This is a genomic window from Mesorhizobium opportunistum WSM2075, from assembly GCF_000176035.2.
Taxonomy (GTDB): domain Bacteria; phylum Pseudomonadota; class Alphaproteobacteria; order Rhizobiales; family Rhizobiaceae; genus Mesorhizobium; species Mesorhizobium opportunistum.
In genome coordinates, this window is record NC_015675.1 from 6,823,373 (window position 1) to 6,844,632 (window position 21,260).

20 protein-coding genes are annotated in these 21,260 nt (G+C 63.2%); 4 read left to right on the forward strand and 16 right to left on the reverse strand.

Annotated features, from left to right (window positions below; all coding sequences use genetic code 11):
- The 3 genes from MESOP_RS32640 to MESOP_RS32650 all read right to left on the reverse strand — a co-directional run bounded on the left by MESOP_RS32640 (window position 1) and on the right by MESOP_RS32650 (window position 3,308).
- The gene (locus MESOP_RS32640) at window positions 1-1,032 is read right to left on the reverse strand and encodes an Hsp33 family molecular chaperone (protein ID WP_013897268.1); all 1,032 of its coding nucleotides are present in this window, start codon (window positions 1,030-1,032) and stop codon (window positions 1-3) included.
- A 146-nt stretch (window positions 1,033-1,178) separates the two neighbouring features.
- The gene (gene argF, locus MESOP_RS32645) at window positions 1,179-2,090 is read right to left on the reverse strand and encodes an ornithine carbamoyltransferase (protein ID WP_013897269.1); all 912 of its coding nucleotides are present in this window, start codon (window positions 2,088-2,090) and stop codon (window positions 1,179-1,181) included.
- An 18-nt stretch (window positions 2,091-2,108) separates the two neighbouring features.
- Window positions 2,109-3,308, reverse strand: a complete 1,200-nt coding sequence (locus tag MESOP_RS32650; protein ID WP_013897270.1) for an aspartate aminotransferase family protein — start codon at window positions 3,306-3,308, stop codon at window positions 2,109-2,111.
- Between the two features lie 356 nt (window positions 3,309-3,664).
- Here MESOP_RS32650 and MESOP_RS32655 point away from each other — a divergent pair, with 356 nt between their 5' ends.
- Window positions 3,665-4,183 carry a GcrA family cell cycle regulator gene (locus tag MESOP_RS32655; RefSeq protein WP_013897271.1) on the forward strand — a complete coding sequence of 173 codons (519 nt, stop codon included), beginning with the start codon at window positions 3,665-3,667 and terminating at the stop codon, window positions 4,181-4,183.
- Between the two features lie 120 nt (window positions 4,184-4,303).
- Here MESOP_RS32655 and MESOP_RS32660 read toward each other — a convergent pair whose 3' ends face one another.
- The 3 genes from MESOP_RS32660 to MESOP_RS32670 form a co-directional block, all read right to left on the reverse strand.
- Entirely contained in the window at window positions 4,304-5,311 is a 1,008-nt protein-coding gene (locus tag MESOP_RS32660) for a magnesium and cobalt transport protein CorA (RefSeq protein ID WP_013897272.1), read from the reverse strand.
- A 98-nt stretch (window positions 5,312-5,409) separates the two neighbouring features.
- Window positions 5,410-6,135: a phosphate signaling complex protein PhoU gene (phoU, locus tag MESOP_RS32665; RefSeq protein WP_013897273.1), complete on the reverse strand. Its 726-nt coding sequence runs from the start codon at window positions 6,133-6,135 to the stop codon at window positions 5,410-5,412.
- A gap of 108 nt (window positions 6,136-6,243) precedes the next feature.
- Entirely contained in the window at window positions 6,244-7,503 is a 1,260-nt protein-coding gene (locus tag MESOP_RS32670) for an ATP-binding protein (protein WP_041164440.1), read from the reverse strand.
- Window positions 7,504-7,622: 119 nt separating this feature from the next.
- Here MESOP_RS32670 and ppk2 point away from each other — a divergent pair, with 119 nt between their 5' ends.
- Window positions 7,623-8,531, forward strand: a complete 909-nt coding sequence (gene ppk2, locus MESOP_RS32675) for a polyphosphate kinase 2 (RefSeq protein WP_013897275.1) — start codon at window positions 7,623-7,625, stop codon at window positions 8,529-8,531.
- 148 nt (window positions 8,532-8,679) lie between these two features.
- On the opposite strand, the gene MESOP_RS32680 is transcribed toward ppk2, so the two are convergent.
- From MESOP_RS32680 to MESOP_RS32690, 3 genes are all read right to left on the reverse strand, one after another.
- Window positions 8,680-9,438 (reverse strand): enoyl-CoA hydratase-related protein, encoded by a 759-nt coding sequence (locus tag MESOP_RS32680; protein WP_013897276.1) that lies wholly within the window; start codon window positions 9,436-9,438, stop codon window positions 8,680-8,682.
- The gene (locus MESOP_RS32685; protein WP_013897277.1) at window positions 9,435-10,073 is read right to left on the reverse strand and encodes an acyl-homoserine-lactone synthase; all 639 of its coding nucleotides are present in this window, start codon (window positions 10,071-10,073) and stop codon (window positions 9,435-9,437) included. Before MESOP_RS32685 ends, MESOP_RS32680 begins: the two co-directional genes overlap by 4 nt.
- Before the next feature lie 116 nt (window positions 10,074-10,189).
- Window positions 10,190-10,921 carry a helix-turn-helix transcriptional regulator gene (locus MESOP_RS32690; RefSeq protein ID WP_013897278.1) on the reverse strand — a complete coding sequence of 244 codons (732 nt, stop codon included), beginning with the start codon at window positions 10,919-10,921 and terminating at the stop codon, window positions 10,190-10,192.
- 296 nt (window positions 10,922-11,217) lie between these two features.
- Here MESOP_RS32690 and MESOP_RS32695 point away from each other — a divergent pair, with 296 nt between their 5' ends.
- Window positions 11,218-12,030 (forward strand): ABC transporter substrate-binding protein, encoded by an 813-nt coding sequence (locus tag MESOP_RS32695; RefSeq protein ID WP_425339712.1) that lies wholly within the window; start codon window positions 11,218-11,220, stop codon window positions 12,028-12,030.
- Between the two features lie 41 nt (window positions 12,031-12,071).
- On the opposite strand, the gene MESOP_RS32700 is transcribed toward MESOP_RS32695, so the two are convergent.
- Window positions 12,072-12,485 carry a tellurite resistance TerB family protein gene (locus tag MESOP_RS32700; RefSeq protein WP_013897280.1) on the reverse strand — a complete coding sequence of 138 codons (414 nt, stop codon included), beginning with the start codon at window positions 12,483-12,485 and terminating at the stop codon, window positions 12,072-12,074.
- Between the two features lie 168 nt (window positions 12,486-12,653).
- Here MESOP_RS32700 and MESOP_RS32705 point away from each other — a divergent pair, with 168 nt between their 5' ends.
- Window positions 12,654-14,300, forward strand: coding sequence for a lysine--tRNA ligase (locus MESOP_RS32705; RefSeq protein ID WP_013897281.1), 1,647 nt, complete (start codon window positions 12,654-12,656; stop codon window positions 14,298-14,300).
- Here the strand turns inward: MESOP_RS32705 and MESOP_RS32710 are convergent.
- The 6 genes from MESOP_RS32710 to MESOP_RS32735 form a co-directional block, all read right to left on the reverse strand.
- A complete protein-coding gene (locus tag MESOP_RS32710) occupies window positions 14,266-15,114 on the reverse strand; it encodes a thermonuclease family protein (RefSeq protein ID WP_013897282.1) in 849 nt (282 codons plus the stop codon). The genes MESOP_RS32705 and MESOP_RS32710 overlap by 35 nt on opposite strands.
- Before the next feature lie 9 nt (window positions 15,115-15,123).
- The gene (locus tag MESOP_RS32715; RefSeq protein WP_013897283.1) at window positions 15,124-15,774 is read right to left on the reverse strand and encodes a S24 family peptidase; all 651 of its coding nucleotides are present in this window, start codon (window positions 15,772-15,774) and stop codon (window positions 15,124-15,126) included.
- A gap of 124 nt (window positions 15,775-15,898) precedes the next feature.
- Complete coding sequence (locus MESOP_RS32720) at window positions 15,899-16,444, reverse strand: thioesterase family protein (RefSeq protein WP_013897284.1); 546 nt, start codon at window positions 16,442-16,444, stop codon at window positions 15,899-15,901.
- A gap of 8 nt (window positions 16,445-16,452) precedes the next feature.
- The gene (locus MESOP_RS32725) at window positions 16,453-18,672 is read right to left on the reverse strand and encodes a 3-hydroxyacyl-CoA dehydrogenase NAD-binding domain-containing protein (protein WP_013897285.1); all 2,220 of its coding nucleotides are present in this window, start codon (window positions 18,670-18,672) and stop codon (window positions 16,453-16,455) included.
- Between the two features lie 14 nt (window positions 18,673-18,686).
- The gene (locus MESOP_RS32730) at window positions 18,687-19,895 is read right to left on the reverse strand and encodes an acetyl-CoA C-acetyltransferase (RefSeq protein WP_013897286.1); all 1,209 of its coding nucleotides are present in this window, start codon (window positions 19,893-19,895) and stop codon (window positions 18,687-18,689) included.
- A gap of 33 nt (window positions 19,896-19,928) precedes the next feature.
- A complete protein-coding gene (locus MESOP_RS32735; protein WP_013897287.1) occupies window positions 19,929-21,098 on the reverse strand; it encodes an acyl-CoA dehydrogenase family protein in 1,170 nt (389 codons plus the stop codon).
- Between the last annotated feature and the right edge of the window lie 162 nt (window positions 21,099-21,260).

The window sequence follows — 21,260 nt, forward strand, 5'->3', positions numbered from 1 at the left end:
TCATTGCGCCGCGAATTCCGCCGGGTCGAAGTCATATTGCTTCGAGCAGAACTCGCAGGCGACGTGGATGCCGCCATCCTCGGTGCTGTCCTTGATCTCCTGCGCGGAGAAGCCCTCGAGGATGCCGCGGATCTTGTCGCGCGAGCATGAGCACTGGTCGGCGACGGGAACGCCGCCGAAGACGCGCACGCCATGCTCATGGAACAGGCGATAGAGCAGCCGTTCGGCGCCGATCGTCGGATCGATGAGTTCGGTCGGCTCGATGGTGCCGAGCAGCGCCAGCAATTCCTGCCAGGAATTGTCGGCCGGATCATGGATCTCCTCGCGCGGATCGCCATCGCCGCCGGGCAGGTCCGGAACGCGCATGCGCTCGGGCGATTGCGGCAGGAACTGCGCCAGGATGCCGCCGGCACGCCACTGCTCGCGCGCGCCGCCAGGGCCGGGCGTCAACAGCTTGGCCACCGAGAGCCTGATATCGGTCGGGATCTGTTCCGACTGGCGGAAATAGGTGCGCGCCGCGTCTTCCAGCGTTTCGCCGTCGAGCTGAACGATGCCCTGATAGCGCTGCGTGTGGGCGCCCTGGTCGATGGTCAGCGCCAGAACGCCGCTGCCGAGCAGCGTCTGCTGCGATGTCTCGCCGACCGCGACCAAAGCCTCGAGCCGATCGGCGTCGAAGCGCGCATAGGCGCGCAGGGCAGAGGGCGTGGAGAAGTCCGCCACCAGCATGTCGACCGGCCCGTCGGTGCGGGTCTGCAGGATGAACTTGCCCTCGAACTTGAGCGAAGTGCCGAGCAGCACCGTCAGCACACAGGCTTCCGCCAGCAGGCGGGCGACCGGCTCGGGATAATCGTGGCGGCTCAGGATGGCGTCGAGCATCGGCCCGAGCTGGACCGTGCGGCCACGCACGTCGAGCGGGCCGACCTCGAAGGGCACGACGTGATCGTCGCCGGCGTAGCCGAACTCGCCGAGTTTGGGGTGGTGTTCAGTCACTTGATACGTTTCCAACATGACAAAGCTCCGGGGCGCGGCCATGCCGTCCTCTCGGGAGCATGCGTCCAAACGCGCTTGATTTGCGTGATGCGGCGCAGATAGGCATCGCGCCCCCGCAGATCAAGCGCCCAGACACTTCAAGCACCGAGACACTTCAAGCGCCTAGACACTTCAAGCACCAAGACACTTCAAGCACCAAGACACCAGGCAAGCACGGCCTTCTGGGCGTGGAGCCTGTTCTCGGCCTCGTCGAAGACCACCGAATGCGGGCCGTCGATGACTTCGTCGGTCACTTCCTCGCCGCGATGAGCAGGCAGGCAGTGCATGAACAATGCGTCGGGCTTCGCCCTGGCCATCAGCTTGGCATTGACCTGATAGGGCGAGAACACGTTGTGGCCACGGGCGCGGTGCTCCTGCCCCATCGACACCCAGCAATCGGTGACGATGCAGTCGGCCTGGTCGACGGCCTCCTCGGGCGAGCGGGTGAAGTGCAGCTTGCCGCCATTCGCCTGCGACCAGTCGATATGCTTCTGCGCCGGCTCGCTGCCTTCGGGCACGGCGACGTTGAGGTTGAAGCGAAACCGCGCCGACGCCTCGAGCAGCGAATGCAGCACGTTGTTGCCGTCGCCGGTCCAGGCAATGGTCTTGCCGGCAACCGGACCGCGATGCTCCTCGAAGGTCATGATGTCGGCCATCAGCTGGCAGGGATGGGTATCGTCGGTCAGCCCGTTGATGACCGGAATGGTGGCGTTCTCGGTCAGCTCCAGCAGCCGTTCGTGCGAGGTGGTGCGGATCATGATGGCGTCGACATAGCGCGACAGCACCTTGGCGGTGTCGGCGATGGTCTCGGAACGGCCGAGCTGCATCTCGGTGCCGGTCAGCATGATGGTCTCGCCGCCAAGCTGGCGCATGCCGACGTCGAAGGACACCCGCGTGCGCGTCGACGGCTTGTCGAAGATCATGGCCAGCACCTTGCCTTCGAGCGGCTTCGAGCGCTCGCCGGCCTTGAGGCGCTCCTTGCGCGCCACCGCATCGGTCAGCATGAAGCGCAAATCGCCTTCGGAAACGGCGGAAAGATCGGTGAAGTGGCGAAGTGACATCGGCAACGGTTCCGGGATTTACTTCGCGGCGGCGGAGGCGATCGCCTCTACCAGGCCCTTGGCGCCGGCGCGGATGCGATCGAGCGCGTCGTGGATCTCGCTATCGGTGACGGTGAGCGGCGGCAACAGGCGGATGACGTTGTCGCCGGCCGGAACCGCCAGCAGGTGCTGGTCGCGCAATGCCATGTTCACCTTGGCATTGGGCATTGCGCATTTGAGGCCGAGCATCAGCCCGGTGCCCCTGATGTCCTCGATGACCTCGGGAAATTCGTCGGCAACGGCGGCAAGTCCCTGCTTTATCAGCAGCGCCTTGCGCTGGACGTCCTCGAGGAAGCCCTCTTCGAGCACCACGTCGAGTACGGCGTTGCCGACCGCCATGGCCAGCGGGTTGCCGCCGAAGGTGGTGCCATGCACGCCGGCGGTCATGCCGACGGCCGCTTCGTCGGTGGCAAGGCAGGCGCCCATCGGGAAGCCGCCGCCAATGCCCTTGGCAATGGCCATGATGTCGGGCGTGACGCCTGACCATTCATGCGCGAACAGCTTGCCGGTGCGGCCGATGCCGCACTGGACCTCGTCATAGATCAGCAGCAGGTCGTGCTGGTCGCAAAGCTGGCGCAGCCGCTTCAGCGATTGCACCGGCACCGGGCGGATGCCGCCCTCGCCCTGCACCGGCTCGATCAGGATCGCGGCGGTCTCCGGGGTGATCGCCTTTTCGGCGGCATCGATGTCGTCGAAGCCGACCTGGTCGAAGCCTTCGACCTTGGGTCCGAACCCCTCGAGGTATTTGTACTGGCCACCGGCCGCGATGGTCGCCAGCGTGCGGCCGTGGAAAGCACCCTCGAAGGTGATGGTGCGGAAGCGCTCGGGATGGCCCTTGACAAAGTGGTAGCGCCGCGCCGTCTTGATCGCGCATTCCAGCGCCTCGGCGCCGGAGTTGGTGAAGAACACCTTGTCGGCGAAGGTGGCATCGGCCAGCCGCTCGCCAAGCCGGCTCTGCCCGGGAATCTCGTAAAGATTGGAAACGTGCCAGAGCTTGGCTGCCTGCTCGGTGAGGGCCGCGATCAGGTGCGGATGGCCGTGGCCAAGCGAATTGACCGCGATGCCGCCGGCGAAATCGAGATATCGCTCGCCCTTGTCGGTAACCAGCCAGGAGCCTTCCCCATGGTCGAAAGCCAGGGGTGCGCGAGAAAAGGTCTCGAAAAGCGCCGAACCGCTCATTATATGCTTCTCCGGTGCCGGAAAATCAAAAAAGCCGCCAAAGCGGCGGCCTTTGCGGCTTATCGTGTTTTTCGGCCATGAAGTCAACGAAAACGTCGCGTAGTGGCACGCGGCAAGCCCCCTGACTGGACGCCGGCTCATAAGAGAGCGGCAAGTTGGGGAAAACCGAAAAAACCGATTCGTGTTGCACTTGGGACTCTTGTCACCGAGTCAGCGCATAGAGTAGTTGTAGTCGAGAAATAACTAGATTTCGTGCGGCGGACCTAATCACCAGATATATGTGGTGTCTGCCCCAGCAGTGGTGCTGGGTCGGGAGTGGATTCTGATTGCCGCACGGTTAGCAGGAGCGCGGTCTCATGAACTGGACTGACGAGCGGGTCGAACTTCTCAGAAAACTGTGGTCGGAGGGTCTGAGCGCAAGCCAGATTGCTGCGCAGCTCGGAGGGGTCAGCCGCAATGCGGTCATCGGCAAGGTGCACCGGCTGAAACTGTCGGGCCGCGGGCGCGCAACTGCGGCGCCGGCACGCCAGAAGAAGACGGCGCAGGGATCGACCGTTCAGAAATCGGTGGCGCGGGCTGCAAGCACGTCACGCCACGTCACGACATCGATCGGCGCGACGGCCTTGCAGACCCAGTTCGACGCCGAACCGGTGGCGCGGCACTATATCCGGCCGGTCGAGAACGTCGTGGTACCGATCTCACGGCACCTGCAGCTCGTCGAGCTGACCGAGCGCACCTGCAAGTGGCCGAACGGCGATCCGCTTTCGGAAGACTTCAACTTCTGCGGCAACGAAGCCGCCGAAACCGGCCCTTACTGCAAATACCACGCCCGCGTCGCGTTCCAGCCGGCGGCGGAGCGGAGGCGCAATCGCTGAATAGCGAATAGCGAATAGCGAATAGCGAATAGCGAATAGCGAATAGGAGCGAACTAGGCTTTAGCGAAGAGGCAAGTCTGTTTTCCCTATTCGCTACTCGCTATTCCCTATTCGCTCTCTTCACAGCCATCCGTTCTTGCGAAACCGCCAGTACAAGACCGCGCAGATCAGCGCGATGGTGGCCAGTACCATCGGGTAGCCATATTCCATCCTCAGTTCCGGCATGTCGGTGAAATTCATGCCGTAGATGCCGGCGAAGGCTGTCGGCACGGCCAGGATGGCCGCCCATGAGGCGAGTTTCTTCGAGATCGCCGTTTCCTGGCTCTGACCGACCAGCAGGCTCGCCTCGAAGGCGAACGCCAGCACCTCGCGCAGGCTGTCGATCTTTTCCTGGACGGTCCGGATGTGGTCGGTCACGTCGCGGAACAGCGGATGCATGGCGGAATGAATCTGCGGCAGGTCGGCGCTGGTCAGCCGGCGGCAGACTTCCACCAGCGGCAGCGCTGCATTGCGCAGGCGCAAGAGATCGCGGCGCAGCATATAGAGCCGCTCGATGTCGGGGCCGGTCATCGGCTTCAAAAGGACCTTGTCCTCGATCGCCTCGACCTCGTCCTCGATCTGCTCGAGCACCGGCATGTAATTGTCGACGATGAAATCGAGAATGGCATAGAGGACGAAATCCTCGCCCTTGGCCAGCGAATGCGGGCAGCTTTCCCAATGCTGGCGCACGGCGGCATAGGATGTCGAAGGCCCGTGCCTGACGCTGACGATGTAGCCCGAGCCGACGAACAGATGCGTCTCTCCGAAGGTGACACGTCCTTCGATCAGCTGCGCGGTGCGGGCGACGATGAACAGCGCATCGCCATATTGTTCGATCTTCGGCCGCTGATGCGGATGTTCGGCATCCTCGATCGCCAGTTCGTGCAGATGAAATTGCGCCTGGACACGCGACAGAAGCTCCCGGTCGGGTTCAAGCAGCCCAATCCAGACGACGTGTCCCGACTTCTTGGCCCACTCGCCGGCTTCCTCGATCGGGATGTCGGCAATGCGACGCCCGGCGGTGTAGACGCCGGAGGCGATGATGCCTGACTGCGGCGGCGCGGGCTTGAACTCCCGGACATATTCCATCGCTGCCTCCCGAAAGCATTGCCTTCACTGGGGAACCAACCAGTCTGGCATCGGGATAGTTTAGCGCAATATGATCAAGCGTTCGAGAAAAAGTGCACTCACTTCGCCGACAGTGGCGGTGAAAAGCCGATCTTGTCCGTCTTGTCGCCCTTCGGCCGGTCCGCGGGCATCTGGTCGCCGGTGACGATGTAGTAGATGGTCTCGGCGATGTTGGTGGCATGGTCGCCGATGCGCTCGATGTTCTTGGCGCAGAACAGGAGATGTGTGCAGGGCGTGATGTTGCGCGGATCTTCCATCATGTAGGTCAGCAATTCGCGAAACAGCGACGTGTACATGGCATCGATCTGGTTGTCGCGGTCGCGCACGAAACCGATCTTCTCGACCGAGCGCGACGCGTAGACGTCGAGAACTTCCTTGAGCTGGGTCAGCGCCAAATTGGCCAGGGCCTCCAGGCCTCGGAACAGGCTGGTCGGCTGGCGCCCGTCGGTGACGGCGACCACGCGCTTGGCGACGTTCTTGCCGAGGTCGCCGACCCGTTCGAGGTCGGCGGAAATGCGGATGGCGCCGACAATCTCGCGCAGGTCCGTCGCCATCGGCTGGCGCCTGGCGATGATGATGATCGCCTTGTCGTCGATCTCGCGCTGTCCCTCGTCCAGCACCGCGTCGTCACGGATGACCTTCTGGGCCAGTCCCGGATCGGCGTTGACCAGGGCGGCGACCGCCTGCTCGACCATGCGTTCGGCATGGCCGCCCATCGCCGCGATGCGCTTCGACAGATATTTCAGTTCCTCGTCATAGGCGCTCACTATGTGCACGGACTGCATGGACGAATGCCTTCCCACGGATGTCTTGAGTCGTTTCCTCGAATCCCCGCTGATACGCTAACCGGATGACAGAAAAAAGAAACGGCCTCTGGGAAAACTAGGGCGGTATCAGTGCGCCGGCAAATGAACAGAGAAGGCGGCGCCCTTGCCGACCTCCGACCTGATCGTCAGCCTGGCGTTGTGACGCGTCAGGATATGCTTGACGATCGACAGGCCGAGGCCTGTGCCTTTCTGAGTCCGGCTGGTCTCGACATCGATACGGTAGAAGCGCTCGGTGATGCGCGGAATGTGCTCCTCGGGGATGCCGGGGCCGAAATCCCTGATCGTCACGTCGATACCGGGTTCGGAACCGTCGTCACCGGGCGCGATCGACACCACGACGCGGCCGCCCGACTGGCCGTATTTGCAGGCGTTCTCCAGAAGGTTCTCGAAAACCTGGAACAGCTCGTCGCGGTCGCCCGGCACATCAAGCGGCCCGTCAGCGAAATCGCGCTCGATGACGACGTTGTTTTCGCGGGCCAGAGGGGCCAGGGAATCGATGACGCTGTCGACAGTCTGGCGCAGATCGACCTCGGTTCCCGGCTTCAGATAAGGCTTCATCTCCAGTCGCGACAGCGACAGGAGATCATCGATCAGGCGCGCCATGCGGCCAGTCTGGTTCTGCATGATCTGCAGGAATTGCTCGCGCGCCGCCGGATCGTTGCGGGCCGGTCCGCGCAGCGTTTCGATGAAGCCGGAGATCGAGGCCAGCGGAGTGCGCAATTCGTGGCTGGCATTGGCGATGAAGTCGGCGCGCATGCGGTCGATGCGACGCGTTTCGCTCTGGTCCTTGAACACGAGCACATAAAGATCGGTGCCGTGTCCGACCGAGGACGCGCTGACCCGGTAGGCGCGCTCGACCGGCAGTTTCTCGGTATAGTCGACGACATCCGAGGCGACATTGCCCGACAGCACGCCGTCCAGCAGGGCCTGCATTTCCGGCGCCCGGAATTTCAGCGACAGCGATATGCCCGGCGCAATCCCGCCAAAGGCGGCGAAGGCAGCGGCGTTGGCGTGGACGATGATGGCGGCATGGTCGAAGATGATGAGCGGGTCGGCGACGGCCGCCGCCAGATATTCGCCGGAGAGCCGCTGCAGGCCGATCGCTTCGATCGACGCCGCACCCTCAAAGGATTGGCGGACACCAGCCGTCGGCAACATCGCGGCCGCGAGCAGCAGGAGCAGCGCCGGCACCAGCACGTAAGCGGAAATACCCGCGAAGGCGATCAGAACCGCCACGACACCGGCCGCAAGCAGCCAGCGGCTGTTCCACAGCCTGACGGCCAGGGTCCGCGCCATGCCTTTCTGCTCTGCGTCCAGGTCTGTCATCCGCCCGCGTGCCCGCGCCTATGCCGTCCCCACCGGTCGTGCGGCGACGGAAACTTCCGCTGGACCGCTCCGGAGGCTCCCAATAGCATGAGTCCGGATGCTTAAAAGGGTTCGTCTCGATGAAAAAAGCCAACGAAGACTCCGCCGCGCCGACTTCGGGTCCGCTGAAAATCAGGATCGGCGGCAAGGAGCGGGAGTTCGATATCGAAAATCCCGAGCTTCCAGATTGGGTCGAGGACAACAAGCTGACCGCGGGCGGCTATCCCTACGACAAGAAAATGAAAAGCGATGAGTATGACGAGACGCTCGAGAAATTGCAGATCGAGCTGGTCAAGGCGCAGGCGTGGCTGCAGGCGACGGGCAAGCGGGTGATGGCGCTGTTCGAGGGCCGCGACGCCGCCGGCAAGGGCGGCACGATCTTCGTGGTGCGCCAGTACCTCAACCCACGGACGGCGCGCAACGTGGCGTTGACCAAGCCCACGCCCACCGAGCTCGGACAATGGTACTACCAGCGTTATGTCGACCATTTCCCGACGGCGGGCGAATTCGTCACCTTCGACCGTTCCTGGTACAATCGCGCCGGCGTCGAGCCGGTGATGGGGTTCTGCACGCCGCAACAGCACGAGAAGTTTCTCGACGAGACGCCGCATTTCGAGCGGATGATCGTCAATGACGACATCCACTTCTTCAAATTCTGGCTGAACATCGGCCGGGAAACGCAGCTCGAGCGCTTTCACGATCGCCGGTACAGCCCGCTGAAGAGCTGGAAGTTCTCGCCGATCGACATTGCCGGCATTACCAAATGGGACGATTACACCAAGGCGCGCGACACCATGTTCGAGCGCACCCACAAGGAATTCGCACCGTGGATCATCGTGCGGGCCAATGACAAGCGCCGTGCGCGGCTGGCGGTGATGCGGCGCATCCTGTTGGCGCTGCCCTATGAAGGGCGCGATCTCGATGTCGTCGGCAAGGAAGACAAGAAGATCATCGGCGAAGGACCGTCATTCCTCGCCAAGGAAGGCTGATGCCTGCCGTGCCGCGTGGCGTCCACGCGGCACGGCATTGTTGGCGATCCTCGGGCCGTGCCGCGTGACGTCCACGCGGCACGGCATTCTTGGCGATCCTCGGGCCGTGCCGCGTGACGTCCACGCGGCACGGCATTCTTGGCGATCCTCAGGCCGCCAGCCTGGCGATGCGCTGCAATCGCCGCAGCGTGGCATCGTCCTGCAGCGCCTGCTGAAACAGCGATATCTCCTGGTCGATGCGGTCGCATAGCGCACCGGTGTTGCCCTTGAGCAGGCCGCGCGTCTGCAGCAAGGCGGCGACCGGCTTCTTGGCGAGCTGCCTTGCCCGGCCAAGTGTCGCTTCCTCGACGCCGTCGTGCACGATCTCGGCGACGAGGCCGAGCGCCCTGGCGTCCTCGGCGCGGAGCGTGTCGCCGAGGCAGAAGAAGCGGAAGGCGCCAGCATAGCCGAGCTTCTGCGGCGCCAGGATGCTGGTCGCAGCGTCCGGCACAAGGCCGAAATCGACGAACGGCACCCGGAACGTGCTCTTGCCGGAAGCAATCACCATGTCGCAATGGAACAGGATGGTGCAGCCGACGCCGACGGCATCGCCGTCGACGCAGGCCAGGATCGGTTTGGGAAACGTTGCCAGCGTGCGGAACATATCGGTGACCGCGGCGATCAGTTTCTGATGCTTGCTGGCATCGAGGAACTCTGAAAAATCGCCGCCGAGACAGAAGCAGCCGGCGAGGCCACGCAGCACGACGACACGCACTTCGTCATTGTCGGCGGCTTCGTGGAACGTCCTGGCAAGGCTTTCATAGGCTCGTCTGTCGAGCACCGGCCGGCCGTCATTCGACGACACGGTGACGATCAGCGTGTGGTTGCGCAGTTCAGGTTGCGGGTGCATGGCGATTTCCGATCTCATGACGCCCGCCTTTGCCCGAACATGTCGGGATATCCCCTGGCCATGACCGGGGCATGGTGATTGCGGCGCGAACGCACCACGTCCAGCGTGTGCTCGTTGAAGGAGAGCAGCGTCGCCACGACCTGCTGGTTGCCGTAGGTGCGCTGATAACCCAGCGGCGTCGCCAGGAAATGCAGCTGCAACGCGCGCAGCACCCACATGGGCTCGAACTCGATGATCACCTTGTCGACGCCGCGCTTCAGCCCCCACTCGACGAAGCCGGCTATCAGTTCGGTGCCGACGGTCGAGACGCCACGACGGCCATCGCGAAATCCGGGAGCCACCGCATAGCGGGTCAATTCCCAGATGTTCGGACCCGATGGCGGCGTGCCTTCGGAAAGGTCGGTCAAAACCTCGGTCAACAGATGCGGCCGCGTGGTCGGCAGCATCCGCTGATAGCCCGCGACTTCGTTGCCTCGGATGACGATCTGATGCACCGCCTCGTCATGATCGAACTGGTCGACCTCGAATCCGTCCGGGCGGCGCAGATCCTCCCACCCCATCTCCTCGACGAAAATCTGATAGCGTAGTCGATGGACCGCCTCCCAAAGGTCGGGGCGTTCCATCAATTCCTGGGTTGTAAGACAAAAAAGCATACTGCCGTCTCCTGTGTTCAAAGGATGATACGGCCGTGCTTTGATGAGAAAATTGCGTGATCACGTAGGCGGGAGTTCGATCACGTAGGCGGGAGTTCTAGGTCGGCACGGCCGACCTAACTAATGTAGCCGCGTCTTATCGCTTCGGCGACAGCCTGAACTCTGTTGACGGCACCGAGTTTGCTTTTGGCGTTAAGAAGATGTTTCTCCGACGTGTGTTCGGAGATGCCGAGGATTTGCGAGATCTCCCATTCGGACTTTCCGACGGCGGCCCATTGCAGGCATTCGCGTTCGCGTGGCGTCAACTCGACATGGTCGATGGTGTTGCCGGACATGGTGTGGAGTTGCATGGCGCGGCCAACGGCATAGGTCGACACCAGCGACACCAGGCCGAACTCGGCCGCCGACAGCTCCACGGCCTCGCCGCCCAGCGACACCATGACGATCTGGCCGTCGAGCGTGATCAGCGGGAAGGCCAACCCGTCGCGCAGCTTGAACGCGCCGGCATCGCCCATCACTTCGCCGCTGCTCTTGTCGATGCGAATGTCCTGGGCGGCTTCGCGCCACTGGAAAGGTGCCTGCAACTGCTTCATGTGGCTGACCACGGGATCATGATCGACATAGTTGCGCGCCACGTAGCGCTCCAGCCATTCGACAGGCCAGTCGCAAAGCAGCACGTGCTGCTTTTGCTGCCCGGCAGGCGTGCCTGGCTGCGGAACGGTTCCGGCCATCAGCGCGGTCAAACCGAAATCCGATGTTATGCCCAACAGTTTCTCACAGACCGCCGCCGCCGTTCCTGCGTGCTGCAGTTGGTCTATGTATTCCAGCGTACGATCAAATTGACCCATCGCAACATCAACCCCATGTTGCCTCATGCATTGAGACCGATGGTCCATGCATTGTCTGCACTTTGCCACCGACCGCCGATTGCAACGCGCCCGTTTCCGGTTGTGGTTCTCGACCCTGGTCCCCCAACCAGGGCAGCCACCGCTGTTTGCAAACACGCTAAAGCATATCCTGAAATCGGCGCGTTGAAATCAAAAACCATTGTGCCTGTACCATTTTCGTACCAAAACCGCTCCGAAGACGAGTGCGACGGAGTTCTATCGTGGCGTTCCAATGGCGGTTCCTGGTCCTGGCCTCGATGCTGATCGCGGTGCTGCCATTGGCTGGCGCGCGCGCGGCGGAACCGCAGGTGCCGGTGCTGTGGGACGCCAAGGAGCGGCTGCCCAAGCCGGACCTTTCCGCGCTGCCACGGCTGCGCTTCCTGACGACCACGGATTTTCCACCCTTCAATTTCCTCGACAGCTCGGGAAAATTGTCCGGTTTCCACATCGACCTGGCGCGCGCCATCTGCGCGGAACTCGGCATCGTCGACAAATGCCAGATCCAGGCCTTGCCATGGACCGAGCTAGAAGGGGCGCTCGAGAAAGGCGAAGGCGAAGCGATCATCGCCGGCATCGCCGCGACGCCGCAGTCGCGCCAGACATACGCCTTCTCGCGCTCCTACCTGCAGTTTCCGGCGCGTTTCATCATGCCGAAGGGCAAGGCATTGCTGGAACCGATCTTCGACAAACTGCGCGGCAAGCGCGTCGGCGTGATATCAGGCTCGGCACATGAGCGCATGCTGCGCGACTATTTCAGCACGGTCCAGGTCGTCACCTTCGACGGACCCGAAGCCCTCTACAGCGATCTCAAGGCGGGCAAGATCGACGCCGCCTTCGGCGACGGCATGCGTTTCGCCTTCTGGCTGGGCGGCTCGGACGCGGCAGGCTGCTGCCGCTTTGCCGGCGGCCCCTATCTGGCGCCCGAATATCTGGGCACGGGCATGGCCATCGCCACGCGGGCGGACGATCCGGCGCTGGCGGCGGCGCTGGATTACGCGCTGCAGGAAATTTCGATGAAAGGCACCTTTGCCGAATTCTACCTGCGCTATTTTCCGGTCAGCTTTTTCTGATCCGGTTCCGGTCAGTTTTTTCTGATCCGAACGGAATGCCGTCAGGTCAGTGTGCGCAGCCGTGCCTTGGCCGCGCGGCCGATGGCGGCGACGGTCAGCGTGTCGAGATCGAGCTCACGCCGGATCAGCTGCAGCACCCGCACTTCTTCCATGCGCATTTCGAGATCGACGGCGGCCACTTCGAAGGCGGCGGCGTAGGCGGTGTCACGCAGGCGCTCCGGCAGGGCCTCGCCGACCTGGGCCAGCACACCCTCGAGACCATCCTTTTCATGCAGCAGTTTCTGGCAAGCCTGGGCGACGGGAACCAGCCGGTCCTGATTGAAATCCTCGAACACCGGCCATGAGCGGACTACGTCGCCGATCCTGGCCAGTTCGACATCGGTCATGTCACGGTCGGAGGCCGAGGTGATGACCATCAGGTAGATCAGGGCTTCATGCGGGGACGGCGATGGCATTGTTTGCTCCTTGAACGGGCTTCGAAGGTAGGAACGTGCCCCAAGGGCCGCAAGGAAAAAGCGCCGCGCGCGTTGACGCTCCGGCCACGCGCGCCTAGAGACCGGTTGAAAATCGACACTTGCGGCCAGATCGCGAATTTGGCCGGCGCATAATTGGAAAACAGGACCATGGCGGGATCAAACATCATCGATCTCAATCCCGAACTGCTGGCGGCGGCGGCCGAAAGCAAGGCATGGCCGTTCGAGGAAGCCAAAAAGATCATCGAACGCTACAAGGGCGCCAACTTTCCCGAAACCATCCTGTTCGAGACCGGCTACGGACCATCCGGCCTGCCGCATATCGGCACGTTCGGCGAAGTGGCGCGCACCTCGATGGTGCGGCATGCGTTTCGTGTGCTGACGCAGGACAAGGTCGCGACCAAGCTGCTGTGCTTTTCCGACGACATGGACGGCATGCGCAAGATACCCGACAGCGTACCGGATCGGTCGGCGCTCGAGCCGCATCTGCACAAGCCGCTGTCGTCGGTTCCCAATCCGTTCGGCGGCGACTATGCGAGCTTTGCCGACCACAACAATGCGATGCTGTGCCGCTTCCTGGACACGTTCGGCTTCGACTACGAATTCGCCAGTGCGACGCAGTACTACAAGTCAGGCCGTTTCGACGCGATGCTCAAGCGCGCCGCCGAACGCTACGACCAGATCATGGCGGTGATGCTGCCGACGCTCGGCCCGGAGCGGCAGGCGACCTACAGCCCGTTCCTGCCGATTTCCCCGAAGAGCGGGCGCGTGCTTTACGTGCCCATGAAGCATGTCGACGCCGAGGCCGGCACCATCACCTTCGACGACGAGGGCACGGAGACGACGCTTTCGATCACCGGCGGCCGGGTGAAACTGCAGTGGAAGCCGGACTTCGGCATGCGCTGGGCAGCGCTTGGCGTCGATTTCGAAATGTTCGGCAAGGACCACCAGACCAATGCGGTGGTCTACGACCGCATCTGCAACATTCTGGGCGGGCGTGCACCGGAGCATTTCGTCTACGAGCTGTTCCTGGACGAGAACGGCCAGAAGATCTCGAAGTCGAAGGGCAACGGGCTGACCATCGACCAATGGCTGACCTATGCGCCGACCGAAAGCCTCGGGCTTTACATGTACCAGCGGCCACGGCAGGCGAAGAAGCTCTATTTCGACGTCATCCCGAGGGCGGTGGACGAGTATTACACCTTCCTTGGCGCCTACCCGCGCCAGGACTGGAAGGAACGGCTGGGCAACCCGGTCTGGCATATGCATGACGGCAACCCGCCGGCCATCGACATGCCGGTGCCGTTCTCGCTGCTGCTCAATCTGGTCAGCGCTTCCAATGCGCAGAACAAGGACGTGCTGTGGGGCTTCATTTCCCGCCACACGACGGGGGTAACGCCAAAGACGCATCCGGAGCTCGACCAGCTGGTCGGCCATGCGATCCGCTATTTCGACGATTTCGTGAAGCCGACGAAGACCTTCCGCCCGGCCGACGACATCGAGCGCGAAGCGCTGCTGGCGCTCGACAAGGCGCTTGGCGACTTGCCGGCGGACGCCGGTGGCGAAGCGATCCAGAACGCCTCGCTCAACGTGGCGCGCAGGATCGAGCGCTATCAGGATCATTCCAAGCAGAGCCCTGAGGGCGGCCCGGGCGTTTCGGGTGCCTTCTTCCAGATGATCTACCAGGTGCTCATCGGCCAGGAGCGCGGCCCGCGCTTCGGATCGTTCGCAGCGCTCTACGGCGTCGCCGAGACCCGCGCGCTCATTCAGAAGGCGTTGGCGGGACAGCTGGCTTGAGGGCGCCGTCGACCTCTTCCAGGATCGAGCCCGGCGCCTGAGGCGCCGGGGCGGGCGCAGCCGGCACCGCCGAGATGCCGGCAAGGTTCGGCGCCGATCCAAAAATACCTTTCTTTTCGGTGCGGGCCTTTTCGCCGGCATCTACATAGGGTCCGCCTTTGGCGGCGCGCGCCCAGCCGTTCTCGACCAGCCATTGACCGATATCCTGCTTGCCTATCCGGCATTCCGCCGCGACCAGGTCGCGGCCGCCCTCGGGCGGCACGGTGCAGACCACGGCGCGGCCGCGCAGGAAGGCGCGGAACGCCGTGCGGGCGCGGATGCCGCATGGCCAGGATTTGCCATCCATGGTGCAGGTCTCGTCCTGCCCGACGACGTCGATGCCGGAGACCGCGACCGAATAGCCCTTCGCCTCGATCAGGCCGGCGGCCGATGCGACCGGCTGAAACAGCTTCGTGCCGCTCCAGTCGTCAGGCATCTTCGGCTTGGGCGGTGTGGCAAGCGCCAGCTTGCTCAACGGTTCGCGCGGTTCGATCCGCTCGAGTTCCCCGCTGGGCAGTTCCGGTGGCGCGACGACGGCGGGATCGATAGCCCTCGAATGCGGCGAAGGCGGCTTTGACGGTTGCGAGGGCGTGGGAAGAGCCGAGGTGGCCGGCTCTTCGGGCCCTGTACCTTGAGCGATCGTATCGGCGCCAGGATCGATCTGATCGACCGTAACAGCGCTTTCGCTTCCCTTTAGCGTGCGTCCGCCGACGACGACCAGAGCCGCCATCACCGGGACCATCAGAACCGCCAGGACGAGATGGGGGAACCGCATCAGCCGGACCTACTGGCTTGCCCAGACAATCCGCGCCACCCACTCGACCTCGCGCATGGAGATGTCGCGGTCGGGATGATCGGGATTGAGCGAGACCAGTGAAATCGACTTGACGGTCTGGCGTTCGAGCACCTTGGCCATCACCTCGCCGGCGGTGGTCTTGACGACGACGCGATCGCCCTTGCGGGTGGCCGCGCCCGGCTCGACGATGAGGACGTCGCCATTGCGGTAGAGCGGCAGCATGGAATCGCCCTGCACCTGCAGCGCATAGGAGCTCTCGGTCGATTGCGCCGGCAGTTCGACCAGATCCCAGCCCTGTCCCGCCGGGAAGCCGGCATCGTCGAAGAAGCCGCCGGCGCCGGCCTGGGCGAAACCGAGCAAAGGCACCGACCGTCTGCGGCCATCCCGGGCATCATGGACAAGTCCGGCCCTGCCTTCGATCAGTCCGGTGAATTCGTCGAGCGAAGCCCCCGTCGCCTCGATGATCTTGGCCAGTGATTCGGTCGAGGGCCAGCGGGGCCGGCCATCCGACGACAGGCGTTTCGACTTGTTGAAGGCGGTCGAATCGAGCCCTGCGCGCCTTGCCAGACCCGAGGCCGAAAGCGAGTAGCGCTCGGCAAGAGCATCGATGGCAGCCCAGACACGGTCGTGCGAGAGCATGTCGTGCTCTCCTTCGAAACAGGAAAAAATGCCTTTTCCTTCTAGTCTTCGAATGCCGGTTTGTCCACCGGCGTGCAGCCGTGACGCGCGTTCCCGTCGGCCGGGCAAACTCCGACTGCGGGGATTAATCAGCCGCCTTGGCAAGGCTGCGCAAACCCTGGTGCGATGTCATGAAAATCCGCTCTTCCTGCGTTGGCGGTCGCGGATTTACAGCACGGCCAAGTGCGGTCACAACCTCGTCAATGTCGAGGAAGCGTCGCGCTTTGCGGTCGTAGACGCCGGCCGTCGTCAGGATCAAGGCGGCCGTGTCGCCATTGTCGAGGACGAAGCGGTGCTTGCCGATGACCTGGGTGCCTTCCCACGTCTCGATCGAGGACACCACCTCGAAACGGCGCCACAGCCTGATCTCGCGGGCATAGATCGCCTGCAGCCCGCCCATCATCGGCGCCCAGCCATTCTTCCGCGCCAGTCTGATGAGGCCGGCACGGACGAACAGGTCGATGCGGCCGAGATCGGCCAGCATCATGTAGCGCGCATTGTTGAGATGGACGTTGAAGTCGATATCGGTCGGCAGGCAGCGAAAGGCCAGCCGGCTTTCACCGCCCATCACGTAGGGGCCACGGCTTCTCGTCGTGGCCAGCATGCGCGCCATGCGCGCCCAGACGTACATGATTTACATCAGGCGGCCTGCTTCACGTCGCCCTTGGCGTAGGGATTGAAGCGTTCGTAGAAGGTTTCGCCCTTCTCGGCCATGTCGAGCAGCAGCTTCGGCGCCTTGAACTCGGCCCCGTATTTCTTCTGCAGGCCCTTGGCGATCTTGACGAATTCCTTGGCACCAATGCCGTCGATGTAGGACAGCGCGCCGCCGGTGTAGGGCGCGAAGCCGAAGGCCAGGATCGAGCCGACATCGGCCTCGCGCGGATCGGTGACGATCCCCTCCTCCATCACCCGCGCCGCTTCCAGCGCGATGGTGACGAGCAGCCGCTGCTGCAGCTCCTCATAATCGACCTTCTCAGGTGCCAACTGCGGATAGAGATCCTTGAGGCCTGGCCACAGCTTCTTCTTGGCGGGCTTGGCCGGATAGTCGTAAAAGCCCTTGCCGTTCTTGCGGCCGAAGCGGCCATGGTCGTCGACCATGGTGTTGATCAGCGCCATCTGCTTGGGGTCGACAGCCTTGTCGCCGAGATCCCTGATGGTCTGTTTCATGATCTTCTGGGCAAGGTCGATGGCCGTCTCGTCGGTCAGCGCCAGCGGCCCAACCGGCATGCCGGCTGCCTTGGCCGCATTCTCGATCATCGGCGCGGGCACGCCTTCGATCAGCATCTTGTAGGCTTCCGACATGTAGCGCAGCACGCAGCGGTTGACGTAGAAGCCGCGCGTGTCGTTGACGACAATCGGCGTCTTCTTGATGGCGCGGACGAAGTCGATCGCCGTCGCCAGCGCCTTGTCGCCGGTCTTCTTGCCCAAGATGATCTCGACCAGCATCATCTTGTCGACCGGCGAGAAGAAGTGGATGCCGATGAAGTTCTTCGGCCGCGCCGAATTCTTGGCCAGGCCGGTGATCGGGATGGTCGAGGTGTTGGAGGCGAAGATCGCCGACGATTTCAGCACCGCCTCCGCCTGTTCGGTGGCGGCTTTCTTGACGGCGGAATCCTCGAACACCGCCTCGACCACCAGATCGCAGCCGGCAAGGTCGGCATAGTCGGCCGTCGGCGTGATCAGCGACAAAAGCTTGTCACGCTCCTCGGGCTTGGCGCGACCCTTCTTGACCTGATCGGAGACCAAGCTGTCGGAATGCGCCTTGCCCTTCTGCGCCGACTCCATATCGCGGTCGAGCAGCACCACCGGGATGCCGGCCTTGGCCGTGACATAGGCAATGCCGGCGCCCATGAAGCCGGCGCCGAGAATGCCGATCTTCTTGAATTTGGTTTCCGGCACGCCGGCCGGGCGGCGTGCGCCCTTGTTCAGTTCCTGCAGCGACACGAACAGCGAGCGGATCATCGCCGCCGCTTCCTTGGTCTGCATGATCTCGGTGAAATAGCGCTGTTCGATCCTGAGCGCGGTGTCGAACGGCACCAGCAGGCCTTCATAGACGCATTTCAGGATCGCGGCGGCTGCCGGATAATTGCCATAGGTCTCGCGGCGCAGGATGGCGATGGCCGGCGGCCACAGGTTGAAGCCGGCGGGTGTATAGATCTGGCCGCCGGGCAGCTTGAAGCCCTTCTCGTCCCACGGCGCCACCGGCTTGAGGCCGTTCCTGATCATCGCCTTGGCGGTCTCGACCAGCTTGGCCGGCTCGGCGATCTCATGGATGAGCCCCATCGACTTGGCCTTCTGCGGCGACAGCGTCTGGCCGGAGGTCAGCATCTGCAAAGCCTGCTGCTGGTCGGTCAGCCGCGGCACGCGCTGGGTGCCGCCGGCGCCCGGGAAGATGCCGATCTTGACCTCGGGAAGCGCCATCCTGACCTTGTCGCTGTCGGCTGCTACGCGGCCGTGGCAGGCGAGCGACAGCTCGAAAGCGCCGCCCATGCAAGTGCCGTTGATCGCCGAAACCCACGGCTTGCCTGAGGTCTCCAGCTTGCGGAACAGGCCGGTCATATAACCGGCATTCTCGAACAGCGCCTTGTTCGCCTTTTCGGCATCCTTGCCCTTGTCCGTGGCAAAAGTCGCCAGCATCTTCTGCAGCATGGTGATGTCGGCGCCGCCGGAGAACGTGTCCTTGCCGGAGGTGATCACCGCGCCTTTGATACCGGCATCGCCGGCCACATGATCGACAATGGCGTTCAACTCGCGCATCACCTCTTCGGTGAAGACGTTCATCGAGCGGTCCGGGCTATTCCAGGTGACCAGCGCGATGCCATCGGCGTCGATGTCGAGGGTGAAATTGGTGTAGCTCATCTTCTCTCTCCCCGTCAGACGCGTTCGATGATGGTTGCCGTGCCCATGCCGGCGCCGATGCACAAGGTCACCAGCGCGGTGTTGAGGTCACGGCGCTCGAGTTCGTCCAGCACCGTGCCGAGGATCATCGCGCCGGTGGCACCGAGCGGATGGCCCATGGCGATGGCGCCGCCATTGACGTTGATCTTGTCGTGCGGGATGTCGAAAGCCTGCATGTAGCGCAGCACCACCGAGGCAAAAGCCTCGTTGAGTTCGAACAGGTCGATGTCGGACAGCTTCATCTTGGCGCGCTTCAACAGCTTCTCGGTGACATCGACCGGACCTGTCAGCATCAGCACCGGCTCGGAGCCGATGTTGGCGAAGGTGCGGATGCGCGCGCGCGGCTTCAGCCCCATGGTTTTCCCGGCCCTCTTCGAACCGAGCAGCACAGCCGCCGCGCCGTCGACGATGCCCGACGAATTGCCGGCATGGTGGACGTGGTTGACCTCTTCCACCTCGGGATGCTTCTGCACTGCGACCGCATCGAAGCCGCCCATTTCGCCGGGCATGACGAAGGACGGATTGAGCGAGGCCAGCGACTGCATGTCCGTCGACGGCCGCATATGCTCGTCATGGTCGAGAATGGTCAGGCCGTTCTGGTCCTTGATCGGGATGACGGAGTTCTTGAAGCGGCCATCGGCCCAGGATTTGGCGGCGCGCTTCTGGCTCTCGACCGCGTATGCGTCGACATCGTCGCGGGAGAAGCCGTATTTGGTGGCGATCAGGTCGGCCGAGATGCCTTGCGGCACGAACCAGCCGGGCAGGCCGACCGAAGGGTCCATGAACCAGGCGCCGCCCGAGGCGCCCATGCCGACGCGCGACATGGATTCGACGCCACCGGCGATGACGATCTCATCGGCGCCCTGGGCGATCTTGGCGGCGCCGAAATTGATGGCGTCGAGACCGGAGGCGCAGAAGCGCGAGATCTGCATGCCCGGGGCCTTGTCGTCGTAGCCGGCCTCGAAGGCGGCGGCGCGCGGAATGACCGAGCCGGCCTCGCCGACCGGATCGACGCAGCCGAAGATGATGTCGTCGACATTGCCGGTATCCAGCCCATTGCGGTCGCGCAAAGCCTCGAGCGTCTTGGCGGCAAGCCGTACCGCCGGCACCTCGTGCAGCGACCCGTCCTTCTTGCCCTTGCCGCGCGGCGTGCGCACCGCGTCATAGACATAAGCGTCAGCCATTTTTCTGCTCCTTGGGTTCGCCGGTCGTCGCTCTCAGAGCGAGCGGCCGATCAGCAATTTCATGATCTCGTTGGTGCCGCCATAGATGCGCTGGACACGGGCGTCGCGGAACATGCGGGCGATCGGATATTCATTCATGTAGCCATAGCCGCCATGCAATTGAAGGCATTCGTCGACGACTTTTCCCTGCAGGTCGCTGAGCCAGTATTTGGCCATCGACGCCGTCACCGGATCGAGGCCGCCATTGATGTGGCGGGCGACGCAATCATTGTAGAAGACGCGGCCGATAGTGGCCTCGGTCTTGAGCTCGGCCAGCTTGAACTGGGTGTTCTGGAAGTCGATGATCGCCTTGCCGAAGGCCTTGCGCTCCTTGACGTAATCGATGGTCAGCGCCAGCGCCCGCTCGATCATCGCGATGGCGCCGGTGCCGATCTGCAGCCGCTCCTGCGGCAGTTGCTGCATCAGCTGGATGAAGCCCTGCCCTTCCTCATGGCCAAGCAGGTTGGAGGTCGGCACGCGCACATCGTTGAAGAACAGCTCCGACGTGTCGTTGGCCTTCAGCCCGATCTTATCGAGGTTTCGGCCGCGCTCGAAACCTTCCACTTCATCTGTTTCGACGACGATCAGCGAAGTGCCCTTGGCACCCTTTTCCGGATCGGTCTTGGTGACGACGATGATGAAGTTGGCGAGCTGGCCGTTGGTGATGAAGGTCTTGGAACCGTTGACCTTGTATTGGTTGCCATCCTTCTGCGCCCGCGTCTTGACGCCTTGCAGGTCCGAGCCGGCGCCCGGTTCGGTCATGGCGATGGCGCCGATCAGTTCGCCGGTCGCCAGCTTCGGCAGCCACTTCTTCTTCTGCTCTTCCGAGCCGTAGTGGAGGATGTAGGGGGCGACGATCGAATTGTGCAGGCCGATGCCGAAGCCGTCGACGCCGACATGGCCGATGGCCTCGATGATGGCGCTTTCATGCGCGAAGGTCCCGCCCGAGCCGCCATACTCTTCCGGCATCGAGGCACAGAGCAGGCCGGCGGCTCCCGCCTTCAGCCAGCTTTCGCGGTCGACCATCTCGTTCTTCTCGAACTCGTCGTAACGCGGCGCGATCTCCTCCGACATGAAGCGGACCGCCATGTCGTAGAGCATGCCGACCTCGTCCGCCGCCCAGGCGGGTTTCGGCAAAGAAAGCACTTCAGCTGGATTTGTCATGCCGTTTCTCCCGCGCCGACGTCCCCCTCCCCCTCGAGGGGAGGGTGGCCGCGAAGCGGTCGGGTGGGGTCGCCGATGACGTGCTCGACCTTATCTTCGAAACTGACGCGGGTTTGGGGCATTGCGATCATTCTCCTCCCAAAGCGCCAACCAGCCGGCGCA

Bases quoted from the DNA above. Each gene is read 5' to 3' on its own strand.
- MESOP_RS32650 (WP_013897270.1), bottom strand. From the start codon at position 3,308: ATGAGCGGTTCGGCGCTTTTCGAGACCTTTTCTCGCGCACCCCTGGCT.
- MESOP_RS32730 (WP_013897286.1), bottom strand. From the start codon at position 19,895: ATGGCTGACGCTTATGTCTATGACGCGGTGCGCACGCCGCGCGGCAAG.
- MESOP_RS32695 (WP_425339712.1), top strand. From the start codon at position 11,218: ATGCTGATCGCGGTGCTGCCATTGGCTGGCGCGCGCGCGGCGGAACCG.
- MESOP_RS32670 (WP_041164440.1), bottom strand. From the start codon at position 7,503: ATGACAGACCTGGACGCAGAGCAGAAAGGCATGGCGCGGACCCTGGCC.
- MESOP_RS32680 (WP_013897276.1), bottom strand. From the start codon at position 9,438: ATGAGATCGGAAATCGCCATGCACCCGCAACCTGAACTGCGCAACCAC.
- ppk2 (WP_013897275.1), top strand. From the start codon at position 7,623: ATGAAAAAAGCCAACGAAGACTCCGCCGCGCCGACTTCGGGTCCGCTG.
- MESOP_RS32660 (WP_013897272.1), bottom strand. From the start codon at position 5,311: ATGGAATATGTCCGGGAGTTCAAGCCCGCGCCGCCGCAGTCAGGCATC.
- MESOP_RS32710 (WP_013897282.1), bottom strand. From the start codon at position 15,114: ATGCGGTTCCCCCATCTCGTCCTGGCGGTTCTGATGGTCCCGGTGATG.
- MESOP_RS32735 (WP_013897287.1), bottom strand. From the start codon at position 21,098: ATGACAAATCCAGCTGAAGTGCTTTCTTTGCCGAAACCCGCCTGGGCG.
- MESOP_RS32700 (WP_013897280.1), bottom strand. From the start codon at position 12,485: ATGCCATCGCCGTCCCCGCATGAAGCCCTGATCTACCTGATGGTCATC.
- MESOP_RS32715 (WP_013897283.1), bottom strand. From the start codon at position 15,774: ATGCTCTCGCACGACCGTGTCTGGGCTGCCATCGATGCTCTTGCCGAG.
- MESOP_RS32640 (WP_013897268.1), bottom strand. From the start codon at position 1,032: ATGGCCGCGCCCCGGAGCTTTGTCATGTTGGAAACGTATCAAGTGACT.
- phoU (WP_013897273.1), bottom strand. From the start codon at position 6,135: ATGCAGTCCGTGCACATAGTGAGCGCCTATGACGAGGAACTGAAATAT.
- MESOP_RS32655 (WP_013897271.1), top strand. From the start codon at position 3,665: ATGAACTGGACTGACGAGCGGGTCGAACTTCTCAGAAAACTGTGGTCG.
- MESOP_RS32685 (WP_013897277.1), bottom strand. From the start codon at position 10,073: ATGCTTTTTTGTCTTACAACCCAGGAATTGATGGAACGCCCCGACCTT.
- MESOP_RS32720 (WP_013897284.1), bottom strand. From the start codon at position 16,444: ATGTACGTCTGGGCGCGCATGGCGCGCATGCTGGCCACGACGAGAAGC.
- argF (WP_013897269.1), bottom strand. From the start codon at position 2,090: ATGTCACTTCGCCACTTCACCGATCTTTCCGCCGTTTCCGAAGGCGAT.
- MESOP_RS32725 (WP_013897285.1), bottom strand. From the start codon at position 18,672: ATGAGCTACACCAATTTCACCCTCGACATCGACGCCGATGGCATCGCG.
- MESOP_RS32705 (WP_013897281.1), top strand. From the start codon at position 12,654: ATGGCGGGATCAAACATCATCGATCTCAATCCCGAACTGCTGGCGGCG.
- MESOP_RS32690 (WP_013897278.1), bottom strand. From the start codon at position 10,921: ATGGGTCAATTTGATCGTACGCTGGAATACATAGACCAACTGCAGCAC.